At 33.5% G+C, this 18,739-nt stretch carries 14 protein-coding genes; all 14 read right to left on the reverse strand.

Annotated elements, in window-relative coordinates; genetic code table 11:
• Positions 1-13 precede the first annotated feature (13 nt).
• The gene (locus FNW38_RS08080) at positions 14-574 is read right to left on the reverse strand and encodes a helix-turn-helix domain-containing protein (RefSeq protein WP_143387433.1); all 561 of its coding nucleotides are present in this window, start codon (positions 572-574) and stop codon (positions 14-16) included.
• Positions 575-974: 400 nt separating this feature from the next.
• Positions 975-1,505, reverse strand: a complete 531-nt coding sequence (locus FNW38_RS08085; protein ID WP_144064751.1) for a hypothetical protein — start codon at positions 1,503-1,505, stop codon at positions 975-977.
• Positions 1,506-1,528: 23 nt separating this feature from the next.
• The gene (locus FNW38_RS08090; protein WP_144064752.1) at positions 1,529-2,005 is read right to left on the reverse strand and encodes a hypothetical protein; all 477 of its coding nucleotides are present in this window, start codon (positions 2,003-2,005) and stop codon (positions 1,529-1,531) included.
• A gap of 122 nt (positions 2,006-2,127) precedes the next feature.
• Positions 2,128-2,805 (reverse strand): peptidoglycan DD-metalloendopeptidase family protein, encoded by a 678-nt coding sequence (locus FNW38_RS08095; RefSeq protein WP_144064753.1) that lies wholly within the window; start codon positions 2,803-2,805, stop codon positions 2,128-2,130.
• A 100-nt stretch (positions 2,806-2,905) separates the two neighbouring features.
• On the reverse strand, positions 2,906-3,172 hold the full coding sequence (locus FNW38_RS08100) for a hypothetical protein (protein WP_143387375.1): 267 nt from the start codon (positions 3,170-3,172) through the stop codon (positions 2,906-2,908).
• A 143-nt stretch (positions 3,173-3,315) separates the two neighbouring features.
• Positions 3,316-5,724 (reverse strand): alpha-ketoacid dehydrogenase subunit alpha/beta, encoded by a 2,409-nt coding sequence (locus FNW38_RS08105; RefSeq protein ID WP_143387376.1) that lies wholly within the window; start codon positions 5,722-5,724, stop codon positions 3,316-3,318.
• Between the two features lie 186 nt (positions 5,725-5,910).
• Positions 5,911-8,658, reverse strand: a complete 2,748-nt coding sequence (locus FNW38_RS08110) for a gluzincin family metallopeptidase (RefSeq protein ID WP_143387434.1) — start codon at positions 8,656-8,658, stop codon at positions 5,911-5,913.
• A gap of 195 nt (positions 8,659-8,853) precedes the next feature.
• Positions 8,854-9,582 carry an LOG family protein gene (locus tag FNW38_RS08115; protein ID WP_143387377.1) on the reverse strand — a complete coding sequence of 243 codons (729 nt, stop codon included), beginning with the start codon at positions 9,580-9,582 and terminating at the stop codon, positions 8,854-8,856.
• Between the two features lie 330 nt (positions 9,583-9,912).
• Positions 9,913-10,353 (reverse strand): endonuclease domain-containing protein, encoded by a 441-nt coding sequence (locus tag FNW38_RS08120; RefSeq protein ID WP_144064754.1) that lies wholly within the window; start codon positions 10,351-10,353, stop codon positions 9,913-9,915.
• Positions 10,354-10,507: 154 nt separating this feature from the next.
• Complete coding sequence (gene uvrA / locus FNW38_RS08125; RefSeq protein ID WP_143387379.1) at positions 10,508-13,369, reverse strand: excinuclease ABC subunit UvrA; 2,862 nt, start codon at positions 13,367-13,369, stop codon at positions 10,508-10,510.
• A 101-nt stretch (positions 13,370-13,470) separates the two neighbouring features.
• Positions 13,471-14,424, reverse strand: a complete 954-nt coding sequence (locus tag FNW38_RS08130; protein WP_143387380.1) for a Fic family protein — start codon at positions 14,422-14,424, stop codon at positions 13,471-13,473.
• Between the two features lie 64 nt (positions 14,425-14,488).
• Positions 14,489-16,273 carry a chloride channel protein gene (locus FNW38_RS08135; RefSeq protein WP_143387381.1) on the reverse strand — a complete coding sequence of 595 codons (1,785 nt, stop codon included), beginning with the start codon at positions 16,271-16,273 and terminating at the stop codon, positions 14,489-14,491.
• A 37-nt stretch (positions 16,274-16,310) separates the two neighbouring features.
• Positions 16,311-16,985: a DNA alkylation repair protein gene (locus tag FNW38_RS08140; RefSeq protein ID WP_143387382.1), complete on the reverse strand. Its 675-nt coding sequence runs from the start codon at positions 16,983-16,985 to the stop codon at positions 16,311-16,313.
• 40 nt (positions 16,986-17,025) lie between these two features.
• A complete protein-coding gene (gene ggt, locus FNW38_RS08145; RefSeq protein ID WP_143387383.1) occupies positions 17,026-18,711 on the reverse strand; it encodes a gamma-glutamyltransferase in 1,686 nt (561 codons plus the stop codon).
• Positions 18,712-18,739 lie beyond the last annotated feature (28 nt).

Below are 18,739 nucleotides of genomic sequence, written 5' to 3' on the forward strand. Positions count from 1 at the left end.
TGTACTTTGACATTTATTCATTTGCATTTACATTTCCAATTTCTTCAATTGGATTTCGTCTTTTATCTTTCATTTGTTTAAAATGAGAAGGGGAGAGTCCCGTAACTTTTTTAAACTGACTGGAGAGATGAGCAACACTGCTGTAATTCATTTTCCAGGCAATTTCAGTGATGTTCAATTCGCCATAGATAATTAATTCTTTTATTCGTTCTGTTTTATGTGAGATGATAAATTGTTCGATTGTAGTTCCTTGTACTTCCGAAAATAAGTTGGACAAGTACGTATAATCGTGGTTTAATTTTTCACTTAGATAATCAGAAAAATTTACTTTTATATTTTCAGTGGAATGATGGACCATTTCAATAATCACATTTTTTATTTTCTCAATGAGCATGGCTTTCTTATCATCCATTAATTCAAGTCCTGAATTCAATAACGATAATTTAAGTTTTTCCCGTTGATCCATAGAAATATTTTCCATAATTTCAACTTCGCCTAAATCAACAACAATGAAGTGTAGTCCAAGTTTTTTCAATTCCTCTTTTACCGCCATTTTACAGCGATTACTGACCATGTATTTGATGTATAGTTTCAAATTATTTGTTTTTAACAGATTATGTAAAAATCGAATAAATTTCATTAGAAAGACTTACATAACTTAAGAAAAAAGTTATATAATTCACACATTATTAATTTTAATACATTTTTTAATAAAGTGAGTTCAGAGAAAACAGGGAATTAAATAGGTGCTGTTTTTAAAACAGAAACATCTAGTCATTATCTTTTTTTGAAATTTAGGAATAAACAGCGACAAAGGGAAGCTATTTGAATTTTTAATGAAATAGTAATGGTGCGGAATAGTACTATTCTTGAAATAACCGCAAAGAGATTACTGTATTAATTGTTTCAGAAAAATGAATAGTTTGGATATAAAATTTTACTAAAAATGTGTCAGTTTTTTTGTTTCTGGCGTGCTATCTGAATAATGTGGTGATTTCTGCTGATGTAGCGTAATTTTTTTTGATTTTATCAGAAGTTGTCGAAAAGTATGTCTTTTTATTAACAGCAGTAAAATTACCTGTTTGACTACTAAATTTACTGCTGATTCCTTTAATGTTAAAACGAATAGATTGAATATCAGTAGTTTTCATTTTATTCATTTCTAAAGGTGAAAAGGAGTAATACGATACAATTTGATTTCCGTTATTTTCCCTAATTCCTTTATCCGAACATGTAATAATGCTATAATCAGTCAAATAAACATAAACGATTCCCGCAATATTGAATGCCGGGTTTGTAGTTTCAACGGTTAATTTCAGAATTCCTCCTTTTTCTGTTTTTGCAATTTGAATAGCTGCAGCTCCAGTTAAAGCATAGTTTTCACAAATAAAATTCCAAGAATTCGTTGCTCGATAGGGTTTAGAGCCTTTAAAACTCAATACTTCCTGACTTTTTACAGAAATGGTTGCGATAAATAATAAAAAAAGCAGGACTTTTTGATTCATGAATTCAGTTCTATTACTTGAAGTTATTTGTTTTGAAAAGTATCTACCCAATCCAGTGATTTAATAGCCGAAACCTTGTTTTCTTGATTGATTGAAACGCGTAGTTCTTTGTTGGCTACTTTTTTTGTATACAATGCCTTATAACGAAAAATAGTTGTTTGATCGGTATTATTTTTGTAGATTTCAACTAATTGTAAGTCTTTAAAAGTCCCATAATACTGACGGAATTTGGTACAAGTTTTTGTCAATCGTTCTTCGGTTGTATTTTTAATAACCGAGGCCGTTGCTTCACTTTCGTTAAAAGGTTTAAACTTGGAAGTATTGCAGGTCATTAGGACTCTTTTTCCTAATTCGTAAGCTTTGTCTTTTTGAAATTCACTGATTCCAGAAAGCGTTAGTTTAACGATTTTAGCTTCTTCAGGTATAGGAACATTAACAACGGTTTTAGATTTGCAACCAATAAGCAAAACGATGCTTAAAATGAGAATTATTTTTTTCATATGTAGATAATATTTGTTTTTTATAGGAATATGGTATCGCCATTCTTCATTATTGTTTATCTCACAATATATTTATTATTAGTTGTGTTCGATGATTATTTGAATCATGGCGATTTCATAATTTATGTAATTTTTAATAATAAGTTAGGATCAGGGCAGTTTTCTAAATAATAACCCAGATCACTTTTGCTGCAAACACCTGGATAATCTCCAAAATTTTCTCCTATGGTTTTTATAATTTGAAAGTGTAAATGGGGTGCATAATCACCATTAACGGATGCATCACCCAATGTTGCCAATTGTTGTCCTTTCTTAACAACATCCCCAATTTCAATTCCTGTAATACTTTCTAACGACAGATGTCCATACAAAGTATAAAAAATATGATTTTCTATTTTGTGTTCTAAAATTAGGGTTGGACCATAATCTCCCAAACCAGCATTATAATTAAAGCTGTGAATTATTCCATCAAGTGCTGCTAGTACAGGAGTTACCGCTTTTATCCATAAATCTAATCCAATATGAATATTTCGTTCTTCGGTTTTAGTATCATTAAAAACAGCACTTCGTTTGTACAAATTTCGTTCCTCATTGTAACCTCCAAATGCTACTTGTGCTTTGTTTGCCGTCAAATAATTTTCAATGTATTTTTCAAAATCAATAGCATTGCCAATATCCAATTTTGATAATTCAACATTAAAGGTTGATAAATCCAAAGGAATATAATTTTTATGAGCAATAGAATGATCTATCACTTTGACATTTTGTATGCTTTTTAAAATAGTTTCCAAAGTGTTCATTTTCTATTATTTTTTAATAAAGTTTAAAATAAAATAAAAAATGCCAACATAAAAAATTTACATCGGCATTATAACTTTTAATTAAGAGAATAATTGAATGTTATTTTTTTATTTCAATTTTTGCTTCACCACCAGAAACACTAACATTGGTTTTAGTATTTCCGTCTTTAGTACTAACATCTACACCATCAGTACCTACTTTTATAGAGGTACTGTCTTTCGCTTCCCTAGAAACTGCCGGAGTGGAAGTTGTTGTTGTTGCATGTGGAGTTTCCGCTTGCGGAACAAATGGTTTGTCCTCTTTTTTCTTGCAGGAAACAATTGTTAGAATCGAAAGTACTCCTAAAATCAGTATTGTTTTTTTCATATTATTTTTTATTATGGTTATTGACTAATTGATTGATTACCAATTTACTATTTTAATTATTTAAAAACAAACTATTTGTTAATAGTTAAAAAAAAATCCCAACCTGAATTAGATTGGGATTTCAATTTATAAATAATTAAGTTTTAATACAAACTTGGATATTTCAAAGGATTTACCTCATTCATCATTCCATATACTTTTTCAAAAATGTCTTCTGAAGAGGGTTTAGAGAAATAATCACCGTCTGTGCCATAAGCTGGTCGGTGCGCTTTTGCGGTTAATGTTTGCGGTTTGCTGTCTAAATAATTATAAGCATCTTGTTGTTCTATAATTTGCTGTAAGATATAAGCGGAAGCACCACCAGGAACATCTTCGTCTATTACTAAAAGACGATTTGTTTTGGCAATACTTTTTACGACATCTTGGTTAACATCAAAAGGCAATAAAGATTGTAAATCGATAATCTCGCAATCAATACCCACTTCGAGTAATTCTTTGGCTGCTTGTTGTACTAATCTTAAAGTAGAGCCATAAGAAACTAGTGTAATGTCAGTACCTTCTTTCAAAGTTTCGATAACTCCAATTGGTGTTTTGAATTCGCCATAATTCAACGGCATTTTTTCTTTTAATCGGTAACCATTCAAACATTCGATCACTAAAGCAGGCTCATCACATTCCAACAAACTATTATAAAAACCAGCTGCCTGAGTCATGTTTCTGGGTACTAGCACATGTATTCCTCTTACGGCATTTATAATCATTCCCATAGGGGATCCAGAATGCCAGATCCCTTCCAATCGATGACCACGTGTTCTTATGATAAGTGGTGCTTTTTGTTTACCTACCGTACGGTATCTCAATGTTGCCAAATCATCACTCATGATTTGGATAGCGTACAATAAATAATCTAAATATTGAATCTCGGCAATAGGACGTAAGCCTCTTAATGCCATTCCAATACCTTGACCAATTATAGTTGCTTCACGAATTCCAACATCGGCAACACGAAGTTCTCCATATTTTTCCTGCATTCCTTCTAAACCTTGGTTTACATCACCAATGTTCCCGGCATCTTCACCAAAAATTAGTGTTTCAGGATGTTTTGTAAAAATAGCATCAAAGTTATCACGCAAAATCATGCGTCCATCGGTATCTTCTTTTGCATTTTCTGAATATTCAGGCAACACTTTTTCTACTGAAAATACATTTAAATCCGTTTCCGAAAATAAGTTACTGCTGAATTTTTGTTGGGTTTTATTGGTATACGAAGTGATCCAAAGAGACAGCTCCTCTTTGCCAGTTTCGTTCATTACTAAACGCAGTACTTTTCGGGCAGTTACAAGAATCTCTTTTTTCAAAGGCGATTTTATACTGTTCAAATCAGTAATCAATTTTAGTATTCTTTCTTTGTTTTTACTTGTTTCGGCTATTTTTTGCAATAAACTAACAAGCTCTTTTTGTTCTTCAACTATAGGCTCAATGAAAGCATTCCATGCTGCTTTTTTGGCTTCAAAAACGTCTTTCTTAGCTTGTAAATCAATCGCTTCAATTTCTTCAGGTGATGCAACATTGATAGCAATCATCCACAGTTTCATTTGACGCAGGCAATCAAAATCTTTTTCCCATGCCAATCGATTCGAGTCTTTATATCTCTCATGAGATCCTGAACTGGAATGTCCTTGCGGTTGCGTCAATTCGTTTACATGAATTAAAACCGGAATGTGTTTTTCACGAGCAATATTGGCGGCTTTTTCATAAGTAGCAACTAAGTCGGCGTAATCCCAACCTTTTACTTTTAATATTTCAAAACCATTAGTATTACTTTCTCTTTGATATCCTTTTAAAATTTCTGAGATACTTTCTTTGGTTGTTTGATGTCTTGCATGAACGGAAATACCATATTCATCATCCCAAACACTCATCACTAAAGGTACTTGTAAAACACCGGCTGCATTTATAGTCTCAAAGAATAATCCTTCAGAGGTACTTGCATTTCCTATTGTTCCCCAAGCGATTTCATTACCATCGACAGAAAAATTTGCTGCATTGGTAATTCCTGAAACTTGACGGTATATTTTTGATGCTTGCGCTAATCCCAGTAATCGGGGCATTTGTGCAGCCGTAGGAGAAATATCAGCACTTGAATTTTTTTGTTTGGTTAAATCTTTCCAAGTTCCATCGTCATTCAAACTATGCGTGGCAAAATGCCCGCCCATTTGTCTTCCTGCTGACATAGGTTCTTGTTCAATATCAGTATGTCCATATAAACCGGCAAAAAATTCTTGTATGGTTAACTGACCAATGGCCATCATAAAAGTTTGATCACGATAGTATCCAGAACGGAAGTCTCCATTCTTGAAAGCTTTTGCCATAGCTAACTGAGGTACTTCTTTTCCATCGCCAAATATTCCAAATTTAGCCTTTCCAGTCAATACTTCTTTACGTCCTAACAGGCTGCATTCCCTGCTTATTGTGGCTATTTTGTAGTCACTTAAAACTTCGGTTTTGAAATCTTCAAATGTAAGTGGGGTATTGGTTTTTTCTTTTATCATAATTGAAAAGTATAACTTTGTGCTGCAAATTTAATTAAAAACTAGCTATTTTCATAATTCATTAAAAAAAATATAATTTAATTATTAGTAAATAATATCTAATTAGCATGTGTTATTTTTAGTAATAGTTATTTTAATAACTATATTATGGAGAATAATGTAATTAATGTTGGTTTTTTTATGAGATTAAAACCATTTTCGATTAAAAAGATTGATTAATGTTTTTGGAGCGAATGTAACCAGAAACCGTATTTTTTCATTGTAATTATTTTGGGCAATTTCCCATCCATTGTTGGAATAAATTGGAAAATACAATTCGAAATAGTCTGTTACTAAATTCAAACGAATTCCGCTATCATATACAAATTTCTCATTTTGGTTTTTATTTTTGATAAGTCCCACATCTCCATATAGTTCCATCCAATTCCAAATATTAAAACTTCCGTTTAATGTAGTGATCCATTGATTGGCAAAAGGGGTGTCCAGTTTTGATTTAAAACCACCTTCAGCTAATATAAATTGTTGGCTATAAAAACCCTTGCTTTCAGATCTACCATAATAGTTATAATCAAATAGATAATCGGTTGGGTGGTCTAATGCAAAACTAAAAAAGTCTGAAGCGGTTTTATTGTATAAAAAGCTACCGGCATATAATCGTAAATTAATCTGAAGATTATTTTCAAATAATTTTCTATATTCGAATTCAGTCGCAATTTTTCCAAATTTACCTGATAGTTGTACATCAGACATGAAACTAAAATGATTGGTAACTTCTGTTCTGGTGTTGAAATATTTGGCGTTAAAAACAGAATAATTTTCTGTTGAATTATCGAGAACAAAAGCACTTTTTTCTCTATTTACCAATACTTGGCGCAGCAGTATTAGCTGTTTTCTATTGTCTCTAAAGCTTTGTTCCCGGATTCGCAATTGAACCATAGGATTTATTTTTAGATAAGTGGCGTCCGGTGCATAATGAAAGAAAGAGCCACTAGCAGAATATTTTACATTGAACAAAGTACTATTTCGGTAGTTTTTATTGACGACAAAAGAAGCAAAACCAGATAGATTATCTGATTTAGTCGAATAGGATGGATTGATATCAAAGGTAAAAGGCTTTTCTAAAATAGTTTTATTATGAAGCCTTAATCCTGGACTAAGTCCATCATAATAATTATAAGTCAGCGTAGGCACGTATAGAACTTGATTGTAATATGGATCTTCCAAATCCTTCATAAAGACAAATTTTACCGGACGATTGTTTGGAAAAAAGCCTTCTAATTTTTTCCAGTTATTTCTCAAATTATATTCCGGCACTTCGTTTTTGTAATTTAAAATAATTTTGTAGGCATTTTTTCTTTCAATTGTAAAAGTACTGTCCATTTCATTGGCATCAAGCCATTTCTTAAAAACCACTTCACCTTTTTTTACCCCATAAACAGGAATTGGCACCAAAACATTAGTTTTGTTTTTTACGGAAAAAGTAATACTGTCTTTTGTTTTTGAAACGCCCGAAAATTTATAATCAATGATTTCACGGGAATCGGTTATCGTTTTAAAGAACCAGTTAATATCTTTATCAGCATTCGATTTCAGTATCCTTTCAAAATCAGTTCTCGAAACTTGTTTTTCCTTATTTTCAACGTAAAATTGGCGAATACTATTGTTAACAGTCCCATGCTCCAGATAATCGTCTAAAAATCTAAAACTCAATCCAGCTCTATATTTACTGGCAATTTGTTCGTTGAATTTTATTAAACTGTTTTTTGGATCTCCAAGCGGTTGGTCCAAGTTTTTCCGGGCCATAAGCATATAAAAATAGCTGTATTGCTCATTAAAATTTAAATTGGTTAAGTTATAGCTTTTCAATAATCGAAGTTTAGAAACACTACCAAACATTTTCGTATTTGGATGATTTTCATCAATATATTTCATCATGGCATAAACCTGGATTCCATCATAAATCCAGTTGTCTTTTCTTGGATCTAAACGCAAACTAGTCTTTAAATACGAGTTCAAATAGGTTTTCAAAAATTTAATCTCAAATATAAATTCATCCGAAAAGGGACTTAAAAATGAAGGCAATTGATTCAATCCATAAAAAGGATTTCTCTCATAATCAGTTTGGGAAACTATTATTTTTTCATGTGGATATTTGCCAACAAGCGTATTTACATAATTCATCACACGATCCACAATAACTGCTTTTTGAATAGCACTTATTTTATTTTCTTTGAGATTAGTCAGTACTTCGTTAGCATTATTTTTAAAACTGATGAAACCAGATTTTGCTTCTACAAAAAGACTAAAATCAGTTCGGTTATTTCCAGACAATTTATAGCTTGAAAAAGTTTCAGTCTTGTTTGGCAAACTACTATTTAAATCCGAAATGATTTCTAAAGTTGCAGGAATTTTCAGGTCAATGTCAAAATTAGAAACCGCATTGGTAATATCATCCAAATTATTGTTGCTGTATCGAATAAAATTATGATTTTCATAACGAGCGGGGGTAAGGAACCAGTTTTTAAGGTTCATTTCACCGTTATTATTATACCCATATTTGGTGAATTTATCACTGGGAATTTTAGAAATATAGGTAAGATGTAAAGTTGTTTTCTGATTTGGAAGTAATTTGTCTCTTAATTTAACTTCAATATAATCTGGATTTTTCTCTGTTCTTTCCCACGAAAGAAATAATTGATTAGCATCAATAATGGTTAAATTATTCGTACTTCCTCGTTCTTCTTCTTTTGCTAGATGGAAACCTCTATAAAATTCATCCGAAAAACGTTTGGCTAAAGGTGTGTTTTTATCAGAATAGGCGTTGTTCCAATCATTCAAAACTATGGAAGTCAACGTATCGTCTGATTGATTAAAAAAAGTAATTTCTTGCTGGATATTCAATGTTTTACTCTCTGAATTCAATTCAACAATCATTTTAGAATGATGTTGTGCATATTGTTTTATCGATGTTAATAAAACAAGAACATAAAATGCAATTTTAAAGAATGATTTCAAGTGTTGGCATTAAAATTATAAAAAATAAATATACTTATTATTAGACTAAAATGGAATAAAACTATCTTAAAAATTAGCTAAAAAAAGAAAGCTGTTGGTTAGACAGCTTTTTAATTAAAAATTTGGAGTTAAATCATATTTTTTATAGAATTTATCTAACACATCAACCACTTCATCTTCAGTATCTACAATTTTGAATAAATTCATATCTTCGGCACTTACCGTGTGTTCCTTTTCTATTAAAACTGTTTTTATCCATTCAATTAATCCTGCCCAAAAGCTGGTTCCAACAAGTATTATAGGGAATCGTGCAATTTTTTTTGTTTGAATTAAGGTCATCGCTTCAAACATTTCATCCAAAGTGCCAAAACCGCCCGGCATTACAACAAATCCTTGGGAATATTTTACAAACATTACTTTGCGAACAAAGAAATAATCAAAATTCAGGTTTTTATCGTTGTCAATATACGGGTTAAAATGTTGTTCAAAAGGCAGTTCAATATTCAATCCCACAGAGGTTCCTCCGCCAAGATGTGCGCCTTTATTTCCCGCTTCCATAATTCCTGGACCGCCACCAGTAATCACGCCATAACCGGCTTTACTTATTTTATAGGCAATTTTTTCGGCAAGCAAATAATATTTATCTTCCGGTTTTGTTCTTGCCGAACCAAAAATGGTAACACACGGGCCAATGCGTCCCATACTTTCATAGCCATTTACAAATTCGGCCATGATTTTAAAAATCGCCCAACTGTCATTGGTTCTTATTTCGTTCCAGGTCTTTCTTTTCAGTCTGTCTTGGATCACTTTATCCTCGTCATTATCAAAATCTTCTAATCTCATTTTCTTTTATTTTTTATCTTGAGCGAAGTCGAAAGATGGAGCTATTTCCAGCTATTCGTTTCAATCTTATGAGCCGAACCCCGGCTCATAAGGATTTTCACTACTATCTGGGCTAGGGCATCCGTTTTCAATTCAACTTTTTGTTTTTAAAATTAATCTTTGTTAAAGACATTTTTACTAAGATAACTCTTTTTTCAAAAACTGTGATGATAGCTCTTGTTATTTTTAACGATTTTTTCTGGAGTTCCTTCCAATAGAAGTTGTCCCTCTGTTTTTCCCCTCCTTTGGAGGGGTGCCCGGAGGGCGGGGTGGTTTTATTGTCGAAAATTTTCAGATATTGGTCGCTTTATTTCCAAATTCTACAACAATATATTTCTCTAGCTCCATCATCACATTATTCAAATCATGTTTTACCCTTAAATCAGAGATTCTATAAACCTTTAATCCTAAAGAAAGGAGATAATCTTCTCTTTTTTGGTCGTACTCTTCTTTGTTATCATGGCTTGAACCGTCAATTTCGACTACCAATCCTAAGGCTTTTACATAAAAATCTACGATAAAATTGCCTATGATTCTTTGTCTGTCAAAATCTATTTTCCAGAATATCCCTTTGTGTACTTGCAACCAAAAAATGACTTCTGATAGCACACCTGCTTTACGCAATGCTCGAGATCTAGCTTTTAGTTTTATGTTGTAGGGTAAGTTTTCGATGAAATTTCTATAAATAGGCTGTGTGTTTATATAAGCCGTTATTTCGCCATTGTTTTCCATACGATTTGCTTTTTATTCCTCTCCTTTGGATGTGTTGTCATTTATGGTGGGGTGGTTTTTAGGATTGAATTTACAAAAAAATGTCAATTGTAGCGAAAATGAAAGTAAATAAAAACCACCCCGCCCTTCGGGCACCCCTCCAGAGGAGGGGAATTTAAGCCAACTCTTTTTTCAAAAACTGCGCAGTATAGCTTTTTTTATTTTTCACAATTTCTTCAGGAGTTCCTTTAGCAACGAGTTGTCCGCCGCCTTTTCCACCTTCAGGACCGATGTCTATAATGTAATCGGCCAGTTTAATCACGTCCATATTGTGCTCGATAATCAAAATCGTATTTCCTTTATCAACCAGTTTATTGATGACTTCCATCAACACCCGTATGTCTTCAAAATGCAATCCTGTTGTGGGTTCATCCAGAATATAAAACGTGTTTCCGGTATCTTTTTTAGACAATTCACCCGCCAGTTTGATACGTTGTGCTTCACCACCGGAAAGCGTTGTGCTTTGTTGTCCAAGCGTAATATAGCCCAAACCAACATCCTGAATCGTTTTTACTTTTCTATAAATCTTCGGAATCATTTCAAAAAATGGAACTGCTTCATCTACCGTCATATTCAACACATCCGAAATGGATTTTCCTTTATATCGAATCTCCAATGTTTCTCTGTTAAAACGTTTTCCTTGGCAAGTTTCACATTCCACATACACATCTGGTAAAAAGTTCATCTCAATCGTTCGCACACCCGATCCTTCACAGGTTTCACAGCGTCCGCCTTTCACATTAAAACTAAATCGACCCGCTTTATATCCCCGAATCATACTTTCAGATGTCATCGTAAACAGATTTCTGATTTCGGTAAAAACTTCGGTGTATGTTGCAGGATTACTTCTTGGCGTTCTACCAATAGGGCTTTGGTCAATATCAATCACTTTATCGATATGTTCCAATCCTTCAATTTTTTTATACGGCTGTGGTTTTTTGACGCCATTAAAATAATACGCATTCAAAATAGGGTAGAGCGTCTCATTAATCAAAGTTGATTTTCCACTTCCCGAAACTCCGGTCACGCAAATCATTTTACCCAAAGGCAATTCTATCGAAACATTTTTCAGGTTATTTCCTGTTGCCCCCGTCAATTTTAAGAATTTTCCATTTCCTTCACGACGTTTTTCCGGAACTTCAATTTTCATTTCGCCATTCATGTACATCGCCGTTATGGTATGATGTTTCAGGATTTCGGCAGGCGTTCCTTTGCTGATGATTTCACCTCCGTATTTTCCTGCTTTTGGGCCAATATCAATCACATAATCGGCACGTTCAATCATGTCTTTATCGTGTTCCACTACAATTACTGAATTTCCAATATCTCGTAATTGTTCGAGAGAATGAATCAATTTATCATTGTCTCTTTGGTGTAAACCAATACTCGGCTCATCCAGAATATATAAAACACCAACGAGTTGCGAACCAATTTGAGTAGCCAAACGAATACGTTGTGCTTCTCCGCCGGAAAGTGATTTGGAGCTTCGGCTTAAAGCCAAATAATCCAAACCTACATTCATCAAAAAGTTCAATCGATCCTTAATCTCTTTGATTACTTCAGTAGCGATACGCTTTTGTTTATCAGACAGATGGTTCTCTAAATCCAGAAACCAAGCTGTCAAATCTGAAATATCCATATCGCATAATTCGGCAATATTTTTTTCATTGATTTTAAAGAACATCGCTTCTTTTTTCAAACGGGAACCTTCGCAAACAGGGCATTTTATTTCGTCCATAAATTCCTTTGCCCAACGTTTTATAGTTGTAGAACCACTTTCGTCATGTTGGTTTTTTATGAAATGTGAAATCCCTTCAAAATCAATTTTGTATTCTCGTGCAACGCCTAAATCTTTGGAGTTGATGGTGAATTTTTCTTTTCCGCCATTCAAAATCATTTCCATCGCTTCCTCTGGAATGGTTTCCACGGCATCCGTCAATTTAAAACCATATTTTTCTCCTATGATTTCCAATTGTTTAAAAATCCAAGAGGATTTGTATTCTCCCAAAGGAGCAAAACCGCCATTTTTTATGGACAATTTCGGGTTTGGAATAATCTTTTTTGTATTGATTTCGTTCACAGTTCCTAAACCATTACAATGATCACAAGCGCCTTTTGGGGAATTAAAAGAAAATAAATTCGGTTCGGGATTTTGATAGGAAATTCCGGTACTTGGACACATCAGATTTCTGCTAAAAAACCGTACTTCATTTGAATCTTGGTCCAAAACCATCAACACATTCTCCCCGTGATGCATAGCAGTATTGATGCTTTCACTTAGTCGTTTTTCATTTTGCTTCGCCAGTTCGTCCTTTGTCCTCGGGTCAGGAGTATTTTCAATCACCATTCTATCCACAACAATTTCTATATCGTGCGTTTTATAACGGTCTAATTTCATTCCTAAAGTAATGTCCAGCACTTCGCCATTCACTCGAACCTTAAGAAAACCCTGCTTGGCTATTTGTTGGAAAAGCTCGGCATAATGCCCTTTTCTAGCTCTAATAACAGGAGCTAAAATATTGATGCGTTTTCCTGTAAAATCTTGAATAATCAAATCCTTTATTTGCTCATCATTATAACTCACCATTTTTTCGCCTGTATTGTAGCTGTACGCATCGGCACCACGAGCGTAAAGCAAGCGCAGGAAATCATAAATCTCAGTAATTGTTCCTACGGTTGAACGCGGACTTTTACTGGTCGTTTTTTGTTCAATGGCAATTACTGGCGAAAGTCCGTCAATTTTATCCACATCAGGGCGTTCTAGACCACCCAGAAATTGACGCGCATAAGCAGAAAAAGTTTCTACATAACGGCGTTGCCCTTCGGCATAAATGGTATCGAAAGCTAAGGAGGATTTCCCAGAACCCGAAAGACCGGTAATTACGACCAGTTTTTCACGAGGAATGGAAATATCTATGTTTTTTAGATTGTGAACGCGAGCGCCTTGAACTTCAATGGTATTGTCTTTGTCTAACATAATTTTTGCAAAAAAGCAAAGTTACCATTTTGATTTATTCTTTCGATAGAACAGTTTAGAAGTTTATGTTAAAATGGGATATAAAAAAACGCCAACTTAAGTTAGCGTTTTCTTTTTCTGGTTGCCATGTAATCCTCGACGGCTTCTCTTGTTGTAAGCCAGTTCCGACCTTCTTTGTAAGCATCAATTTTTCCTGTCCTGGCTAATAAACTAATGTATTCTTGACCATAAGGCATATTAGGTTCTTGAACTAAATTTGAAATTGCTACATATTCTTTGTCATTTCCGGGCAATGAATTGATATAAATATTCAGCGTCCTTTCAAGGGATTGACACATCAAAAGGGTAAGTTTTTGATAATTACCGCCATTAGCTTGATTAAGAGCTTCATAATATTTCTTTCTGTCATTTTTTAAGATTATGGCAGGTGGAAAACCAGAACGCATCAATAATAAATTCATTGCCAAGCGAACCGTACGACCATTTCCATCAAAGAAAGGATGTATCCAAACTAATTTATGATGAAAAACAGTTGCTAGCTCAATATCATTAAGCTGCAAAGGATTTGTATTTATGAAATCAATTAATTCATCCAGTAAATCTGGAACTTTATTTGCATTTGGCGGAGTAAAATTTGCTCCTGTAATACGAACACCTCCATTGCGAATGCGCCCCGCAAAGTCATCTTCAATAGAACGTAAAACTAATCCATGCAAAGACAAAATGTCTATACTTCTTAAATTATAATCTTCATTTACAATGGAATATAAATAGTTAATGGCTTTATCGTGATTGTGGGTTTCAAAATGTTCTCTAAGTGATTTTCCTTTAATGGTAATACCTTCTTGAATAACCATTTGTGTCTCCCGAAGACTCATTGTATTTCCTTCAATGCTATTAGAGTTATAGGTCCATTCAATGGAGAGACTTTCCCTGATTTTATGCAAAGCGATATTTGGCAATGGTCTGCTGGTTTGCAAAACTTGCTTTTTTTCATGCAATCTTTCAAAAGATGTTTGAAATTCTTCTCGATAGTTTAAGTCTATGTTCCACATAATGACAACAAAGATACTTATTAATATCGGATAAATAATATTTTAATACTATCCGATATTAAAATTAATCTATTGTCATTGATTTCAGTTTGGTTCTGTAGGCTTCCAGCGCTATAGATTTAGAAATAAAACCGTAGTATTTCTCATCTTTGAGTACTGGTAGAAAAACAACTTTCGCCTTTTCAAATTTATTCATTACAGTTTCCATACTATCCTCTGGTGAAATTATTTCTATAGGCGGAATCATAATTTCTTTTATCAAAGTAAATTTTACCCGATAAGGATTGAAAATAATTTCTCTGATAGTATTAAAATGAACGATACCTACCATTTTTTTGTCTTTATCTACGACAGCAAAAATAACTTGATTTGAATGTGAAATTAAATCAACTAATTTCTCTAGATTTTCATCCGGAGAAACAGTTAAATAGTCAGTTTGAATGATGGCGTTAGTATCTAATGTTGAAAGTATATTTGTGTCTTTATTACTGGTAAAAGCATGTCCTTTTTTGGCTAAATTTTTCACGTCCATAGAATGCTTTTCAAATCGTTTTGAAATGGCAAAACTGATAGAGGAAACTATCATAAGAGGAATCATTAAGTTGTAACCTCCCGTAATTTCTGCTATTAGAAAAATGGCTGTTAATGGTGCATGAAACAATCCACTTAAAATTCCTGCCATTCCTACCATTGTAAAATTACTTATAGGTAATTTGGTAATCCCTGTTAGATTTAGAAATTTGGAAAAGAAAAAACCAACATAAGAACCCAAAAATAGGGAAGGAGCAAAGTTACCCCCGTTTCCCCCGCTACTTAAGGTTATTCCAGTTGCAAAAACCTTTATCATCATGGTGCAACCCACAAAAAGTAAAAGTGCCCAACTGTTATTTCTGAAACTGCTGAATAATGTGTTTTCAAGTAATTGCCCAGGATTATTTTCAGATAAGGTTTTAATACTTTCATAACCTTCTCCAAAAAGTGTTGGGAAAATAAAAATAAGAATGGCTAAAATGGAAGAACCAAACAGTGCTTTCTTGTAAGGACTGAGTTTTAGCCGAGCAAAAAAATGTTCTACCCTTTGAAAATTTCGAGAATAATAAACCGAAATAAATCCAGTAAATAATCCCAGAAGCACGTAAAAAGGGATATTATGATAGTTAAAAGTTTGTTGTTGTTTAAAAGATAATAAAATGGTCTCATCTAAAGCTATAACAGAAACTAAAGCACCAGTAGCTGCCGCAATCATAATGGGAGTAAATGCTGAAATGCTTACATCGACCAATAGGACTTCAATAGCAAACAATACTCCGGCAATAGGCGCATTAAAAGCTGCGGCAATTCCTGCGGCAACACCACAACCTATCAATAAAGTTCTGTCCTTATAACTTAGATTATATTTTTTGGCATAATTGGATCCAAAAGCGGCACCAGTAATTACAATAGGACTTTCTAAACCTGCCGAACCTCCTAATCCAACTGTTAGCGAACTGGTTACGATTTGGGCATACATTTGTTTTTTGGGAATAATACTCGCTTTTTTGGCAACAGCATATAAAATTTGTGAAGTTCCTTTTTGGATTGTTCCTCCCAAAACTCTTTTGACAACAAAAACGGTAAGCAAAATACCAATTATTGGCAAAATACTATTGATGAAACCCAATTTTAAAATTCCACTAACATAAGTAGCAAAAGAAAAAACCCAGTGCGCAAAAGTTTTTAAAACAATTACAGCAAACGCTGCAGAAATTCCAACTAAAACAGCAGATAAAAAGATAAACTGCTTTGGAGTTAATAAGGATTGCGCTAAAGCAATTACGGTTTCTAACTTGGATATATATTTTTTGAACATTATAATTTTTTAAAAGGGGTGCAAAACTACTACTATTTTAAGGGCAACAAATATTTTTCAAGGCTTCTTTTTTGCTTAATGGTTTTAAATTATTGTTAGCAACAAATTGCTTCACCGCTTCAGGATTTGACTTTGCATATTCCCGTAAGGCCCAGCCAATTGCTTTTTGAATAAAAAATTCCTTGGAATGCGTTTGTTTTAAGCATTCAGAAAATAAAAAATCGGAATTTGTTTTTTGTTTGTAATTCAATTGGAATAAAATAGCACTTCTATTCAACCACATATTTTCTGACTTTGAAAATCGTTCTAATGTGTTTTTGGTTTCCAATGGAAATTCTAATAAATATTCTCCTAAAATGTACTTTGCAATTGTATCCACACTGTCCCACCAAGAATTAGTGAGTATCAGTTTTTCAATCAGTTGAATATCCTCAAGGTTATAATTTCCTTTTAGTTCTTTTATCAAAATTTCAATAGCGCAATAATGAAATTCGCGTTCTTGTTTTGAATATAATGATAAAGCAATTTGTCTTGCGTTTGCCGCAACTTCTTGCTTATTTTCTTTCCAAATTTCTTTGAAAATGCGTCTTCGTTCCTCCGTTTTAATTCCAAAAAAAGGAAAATTATTTTTCATGTATTTTGCCATAGCAAAAGCATTTTCCGGATTTTTATTTGCTGCAAAAGCGTTTTCTAATGCTGTAATAAAATTCATAAATATTAAATTTGTCGTCATCCTGAGCGCAGTCGAAGGGCTAAAATCCTACGGCTTTATCATCTCCTCTAAAATCGGCTCCTCCTTCTAAAGTTTGATTTGGCAGAACCAAAATTGCATCTACTTTTCCTATTACGGGAGTTGTTTTTTCATTGATTTTATATCCTTTTGATTTTAAAATATCGAATGTTTTAGTGTCGAATGTATTGGGTTCAAAAGTAATTAAATCGGGTAACCATTGGTGATGAAAACGTGGCGCATTTACCGCTTCCTGCATGCTCAAACTGTATTCATAAACATTTAAGATGGTTTGTAATACCGATGTGATTATCGTAGAACCCCCTGGCGAACCAACCACCATAAATAATTTTTCGTTTTTCTCCACTATTGTGGGCGTCATAGAACTTAACATCCTTTTTTGAGGCGCAATACTATTGGCTTCATTTCCTACTAATCCAAACATATTAGGCTCACCAGGCTTAGTGCTAAAATCGTCCATTTCATTGTTTAGGAAAAAGCCCAATGCATCACAATAATATTTAGAACCATAACCTGCATTTAGCGTTGTTGTGGCTGCAATTGCGTTACCAAATTGATCCACAATAGAATAATGTGTAGTTTCGGTACTTTCATTATAATTTACATTCCCTTCTTTGATATCCGATGAAAGGGTGGCTTTATCAAAATTAAAATTAGCCATTCTTTGTTTTAAATAGTCATCAGCCATTAATGCTTTAAGTGGAATCTTTACAAAATCAGGATCGCCCAGAAAATAACTTCGGTCTGCATAGGCTCTTCTTTCGGCTTCAACAATAACTTGTATAGATTTGGATGAATTATGTCCCATTTTTTCTAAATCGTAAGGAGCAATCATTTTAAATATTTGAGCCAAACATATTCCGCCACTACTAGGTGGTGGCATCGAAATAATTTTTAGATCTTTATACTTAAAAGTAAGTGGTGTTCTCCATTTGGCTTCATATTTAGCCAAATCTTCCATAGTAATTATAGCTCCTTTTTCTTGAAGGTATTGGACTAATATTTTTGCGGTTTCTCCTTTGTAAAATTCATCTCTGCCATTTTTAGAAATTCGTCTTAATGTGGCTGCCAGAGCAGGGTATTTAATCGTATCATTTTCTTTAAAAACAGTTGACAGTAGTGAATTGACTCCGTTTATTTTTATAAGTTCATTTCGGTATTCATTCAGACGTTTTTCTTGTTTATTAGTAACAATAACTCCGCGTTCCGCTAATTCAATTACGGGTTTCAATATTTCTTCGATAGGCAAGGATCCTAATTTTTTATGTACTTCAAATACGCCTGCAATAGTTCCCGGTATTCCAATAGCGAGGGCTGTAGTTGTACTTTTTCCTTTAATAACATTTCCTTTATCGTCAAGAAACATGTCTTTTGTGGCTGCCAATGGCGCTTTTTCGCGATAATCCAAAGTTCCAGTTTCGCCATTTGCTTTTCGATATACCATAAAACCACCACCACCAAGATTTCCTGCGTATGGATAGGCTACAGCAAGAGCTAATTCAGTTGCAACCATTGCATCAAAAGCATTTCCTCCTTTATTCATGATTTCAACACCTATTTTTGAAGCTTCTTCACGAGCCGAAACTACCATTGCTTTATCAACAACAAGCCCGGTAGGCTTTACCATAACACTTTGAGTTTTACAACCAACACAAAAAACACTCAATAGAATAATAATTTTTTTCATTCGGATAGTATAAATTAAACAACAAATA

It is taken from the genome of Flavobacterium gawalongense, from assembly GCF_007097265.1.
GTDB classification, from domain to species: domain Bacteria; phylum Bacteroidota; class Bacteroidia; order Flavobacteriales; family Flavobacteriaceae; genus Flavobacterium; species Flavobacterium gawalongense.

Excerpts from the sequence above, each read along its gene's own strand:
- FNW38_RS08100 (WP_143387375.1), bottom strand. The coding sequence starts at position 3,172 with ATGAAAAAAACAATACTGATTTTAGGAGTACTTTCGATTCTAACAATT.
- uvrA (WP_143387379.1), bottom strand. The coding sequence starts at position 13,369 with ATGTTAGACAAAGACAATACCATTGAAGTTCAAGGCGCTCGCGTTCAC.
- FNW38_RS08130 (WP_143387380.1), bottom strand. The coding sequence starts at position 14,424 with ATGTGGAACATAGACTTAAACTATCGAGAAGAATTTCAAACATCTTTT.
- FNW38_RS08110 (WP_143387434.1), bottom strand. The coding sequence starts at position 8,658 with ATGATTGTTGAATTGAATTCAGAGAGTAAAACATTGAATATCCAGCAA.
- FNW38_RS08105 (WP_143387376.1), bottom strand. The coding sequence starts at position 5,724 with ATGATAAAAGAAAAAACCAATACCCCACTTACATTTGAAGATTTCAAA.
- FNW38_RS08135 (WP_143387381.1), bottom strand. The coding sequence starts at position 16,273 with ATGTTCAAAAAATATATATCCAAGTTAGAAACCGTAATTGCTTTAGCG.
- FNW38_RS08080 (WP_143387433.1), bottom strand. The coding sequence starts at position 574 with ATGGTCAGTAATCGCTGTAAAATGGCGGTAAAAGAGGAATTGAAAAAA.
- FNW38_RS08140 (WP_143387382.1), bottom strand. The coding sequence starts at position 16,985 with ATGAATTTTATTACAGCATTAGAAAACGCTTTTGCAGCAAATAAAAAT.
- FNW38_RS08120 (WP_144064754.1), bottom strand. The coding sequence starts at position 10,353 with ATGGAAAACAATGGCGAAATAACGGCTTATATAAACACACAGCCTATT.
- FNW38_RS08090 (WP_144064752.1), bottom strand. The coding sequence starts at position 2,005 with ATGAAAAAAATAATTCTCATTTTAAGCATCGTTTTGCTTATTGGTTGC.
- FNW38_RS08085 (WP_144064751.1), bottom strand. The coding sequence starts at position 1,505 with ATGAATCAAAAAGTCCTGCTTTTTTTATTATTTATCGCAACCATTTCT.
- ggt (WP_143387383.1), bottom strand. The coding sequence starts at position 18,711 with ATGAAAAAAATTATTATTCTATTGAGTGTTTTTTGTGTTGGTTGTAAA.
- FNW38_RS08095 (WP_144064753.1), bottom strand. The coding sequence starts at position 2,805 with ATGAACACTTTGGAAACTATTTTAAAAAGCATACAAAATGTCAAAGTG.
- FNW38_RS08115 (WP_143387377.1), bottom strand. The coding sequence starts at position 9,582 with ATGAGATTAGAAGATTTTGATAATGACGAGGATAAAGTGATCCAAGAC.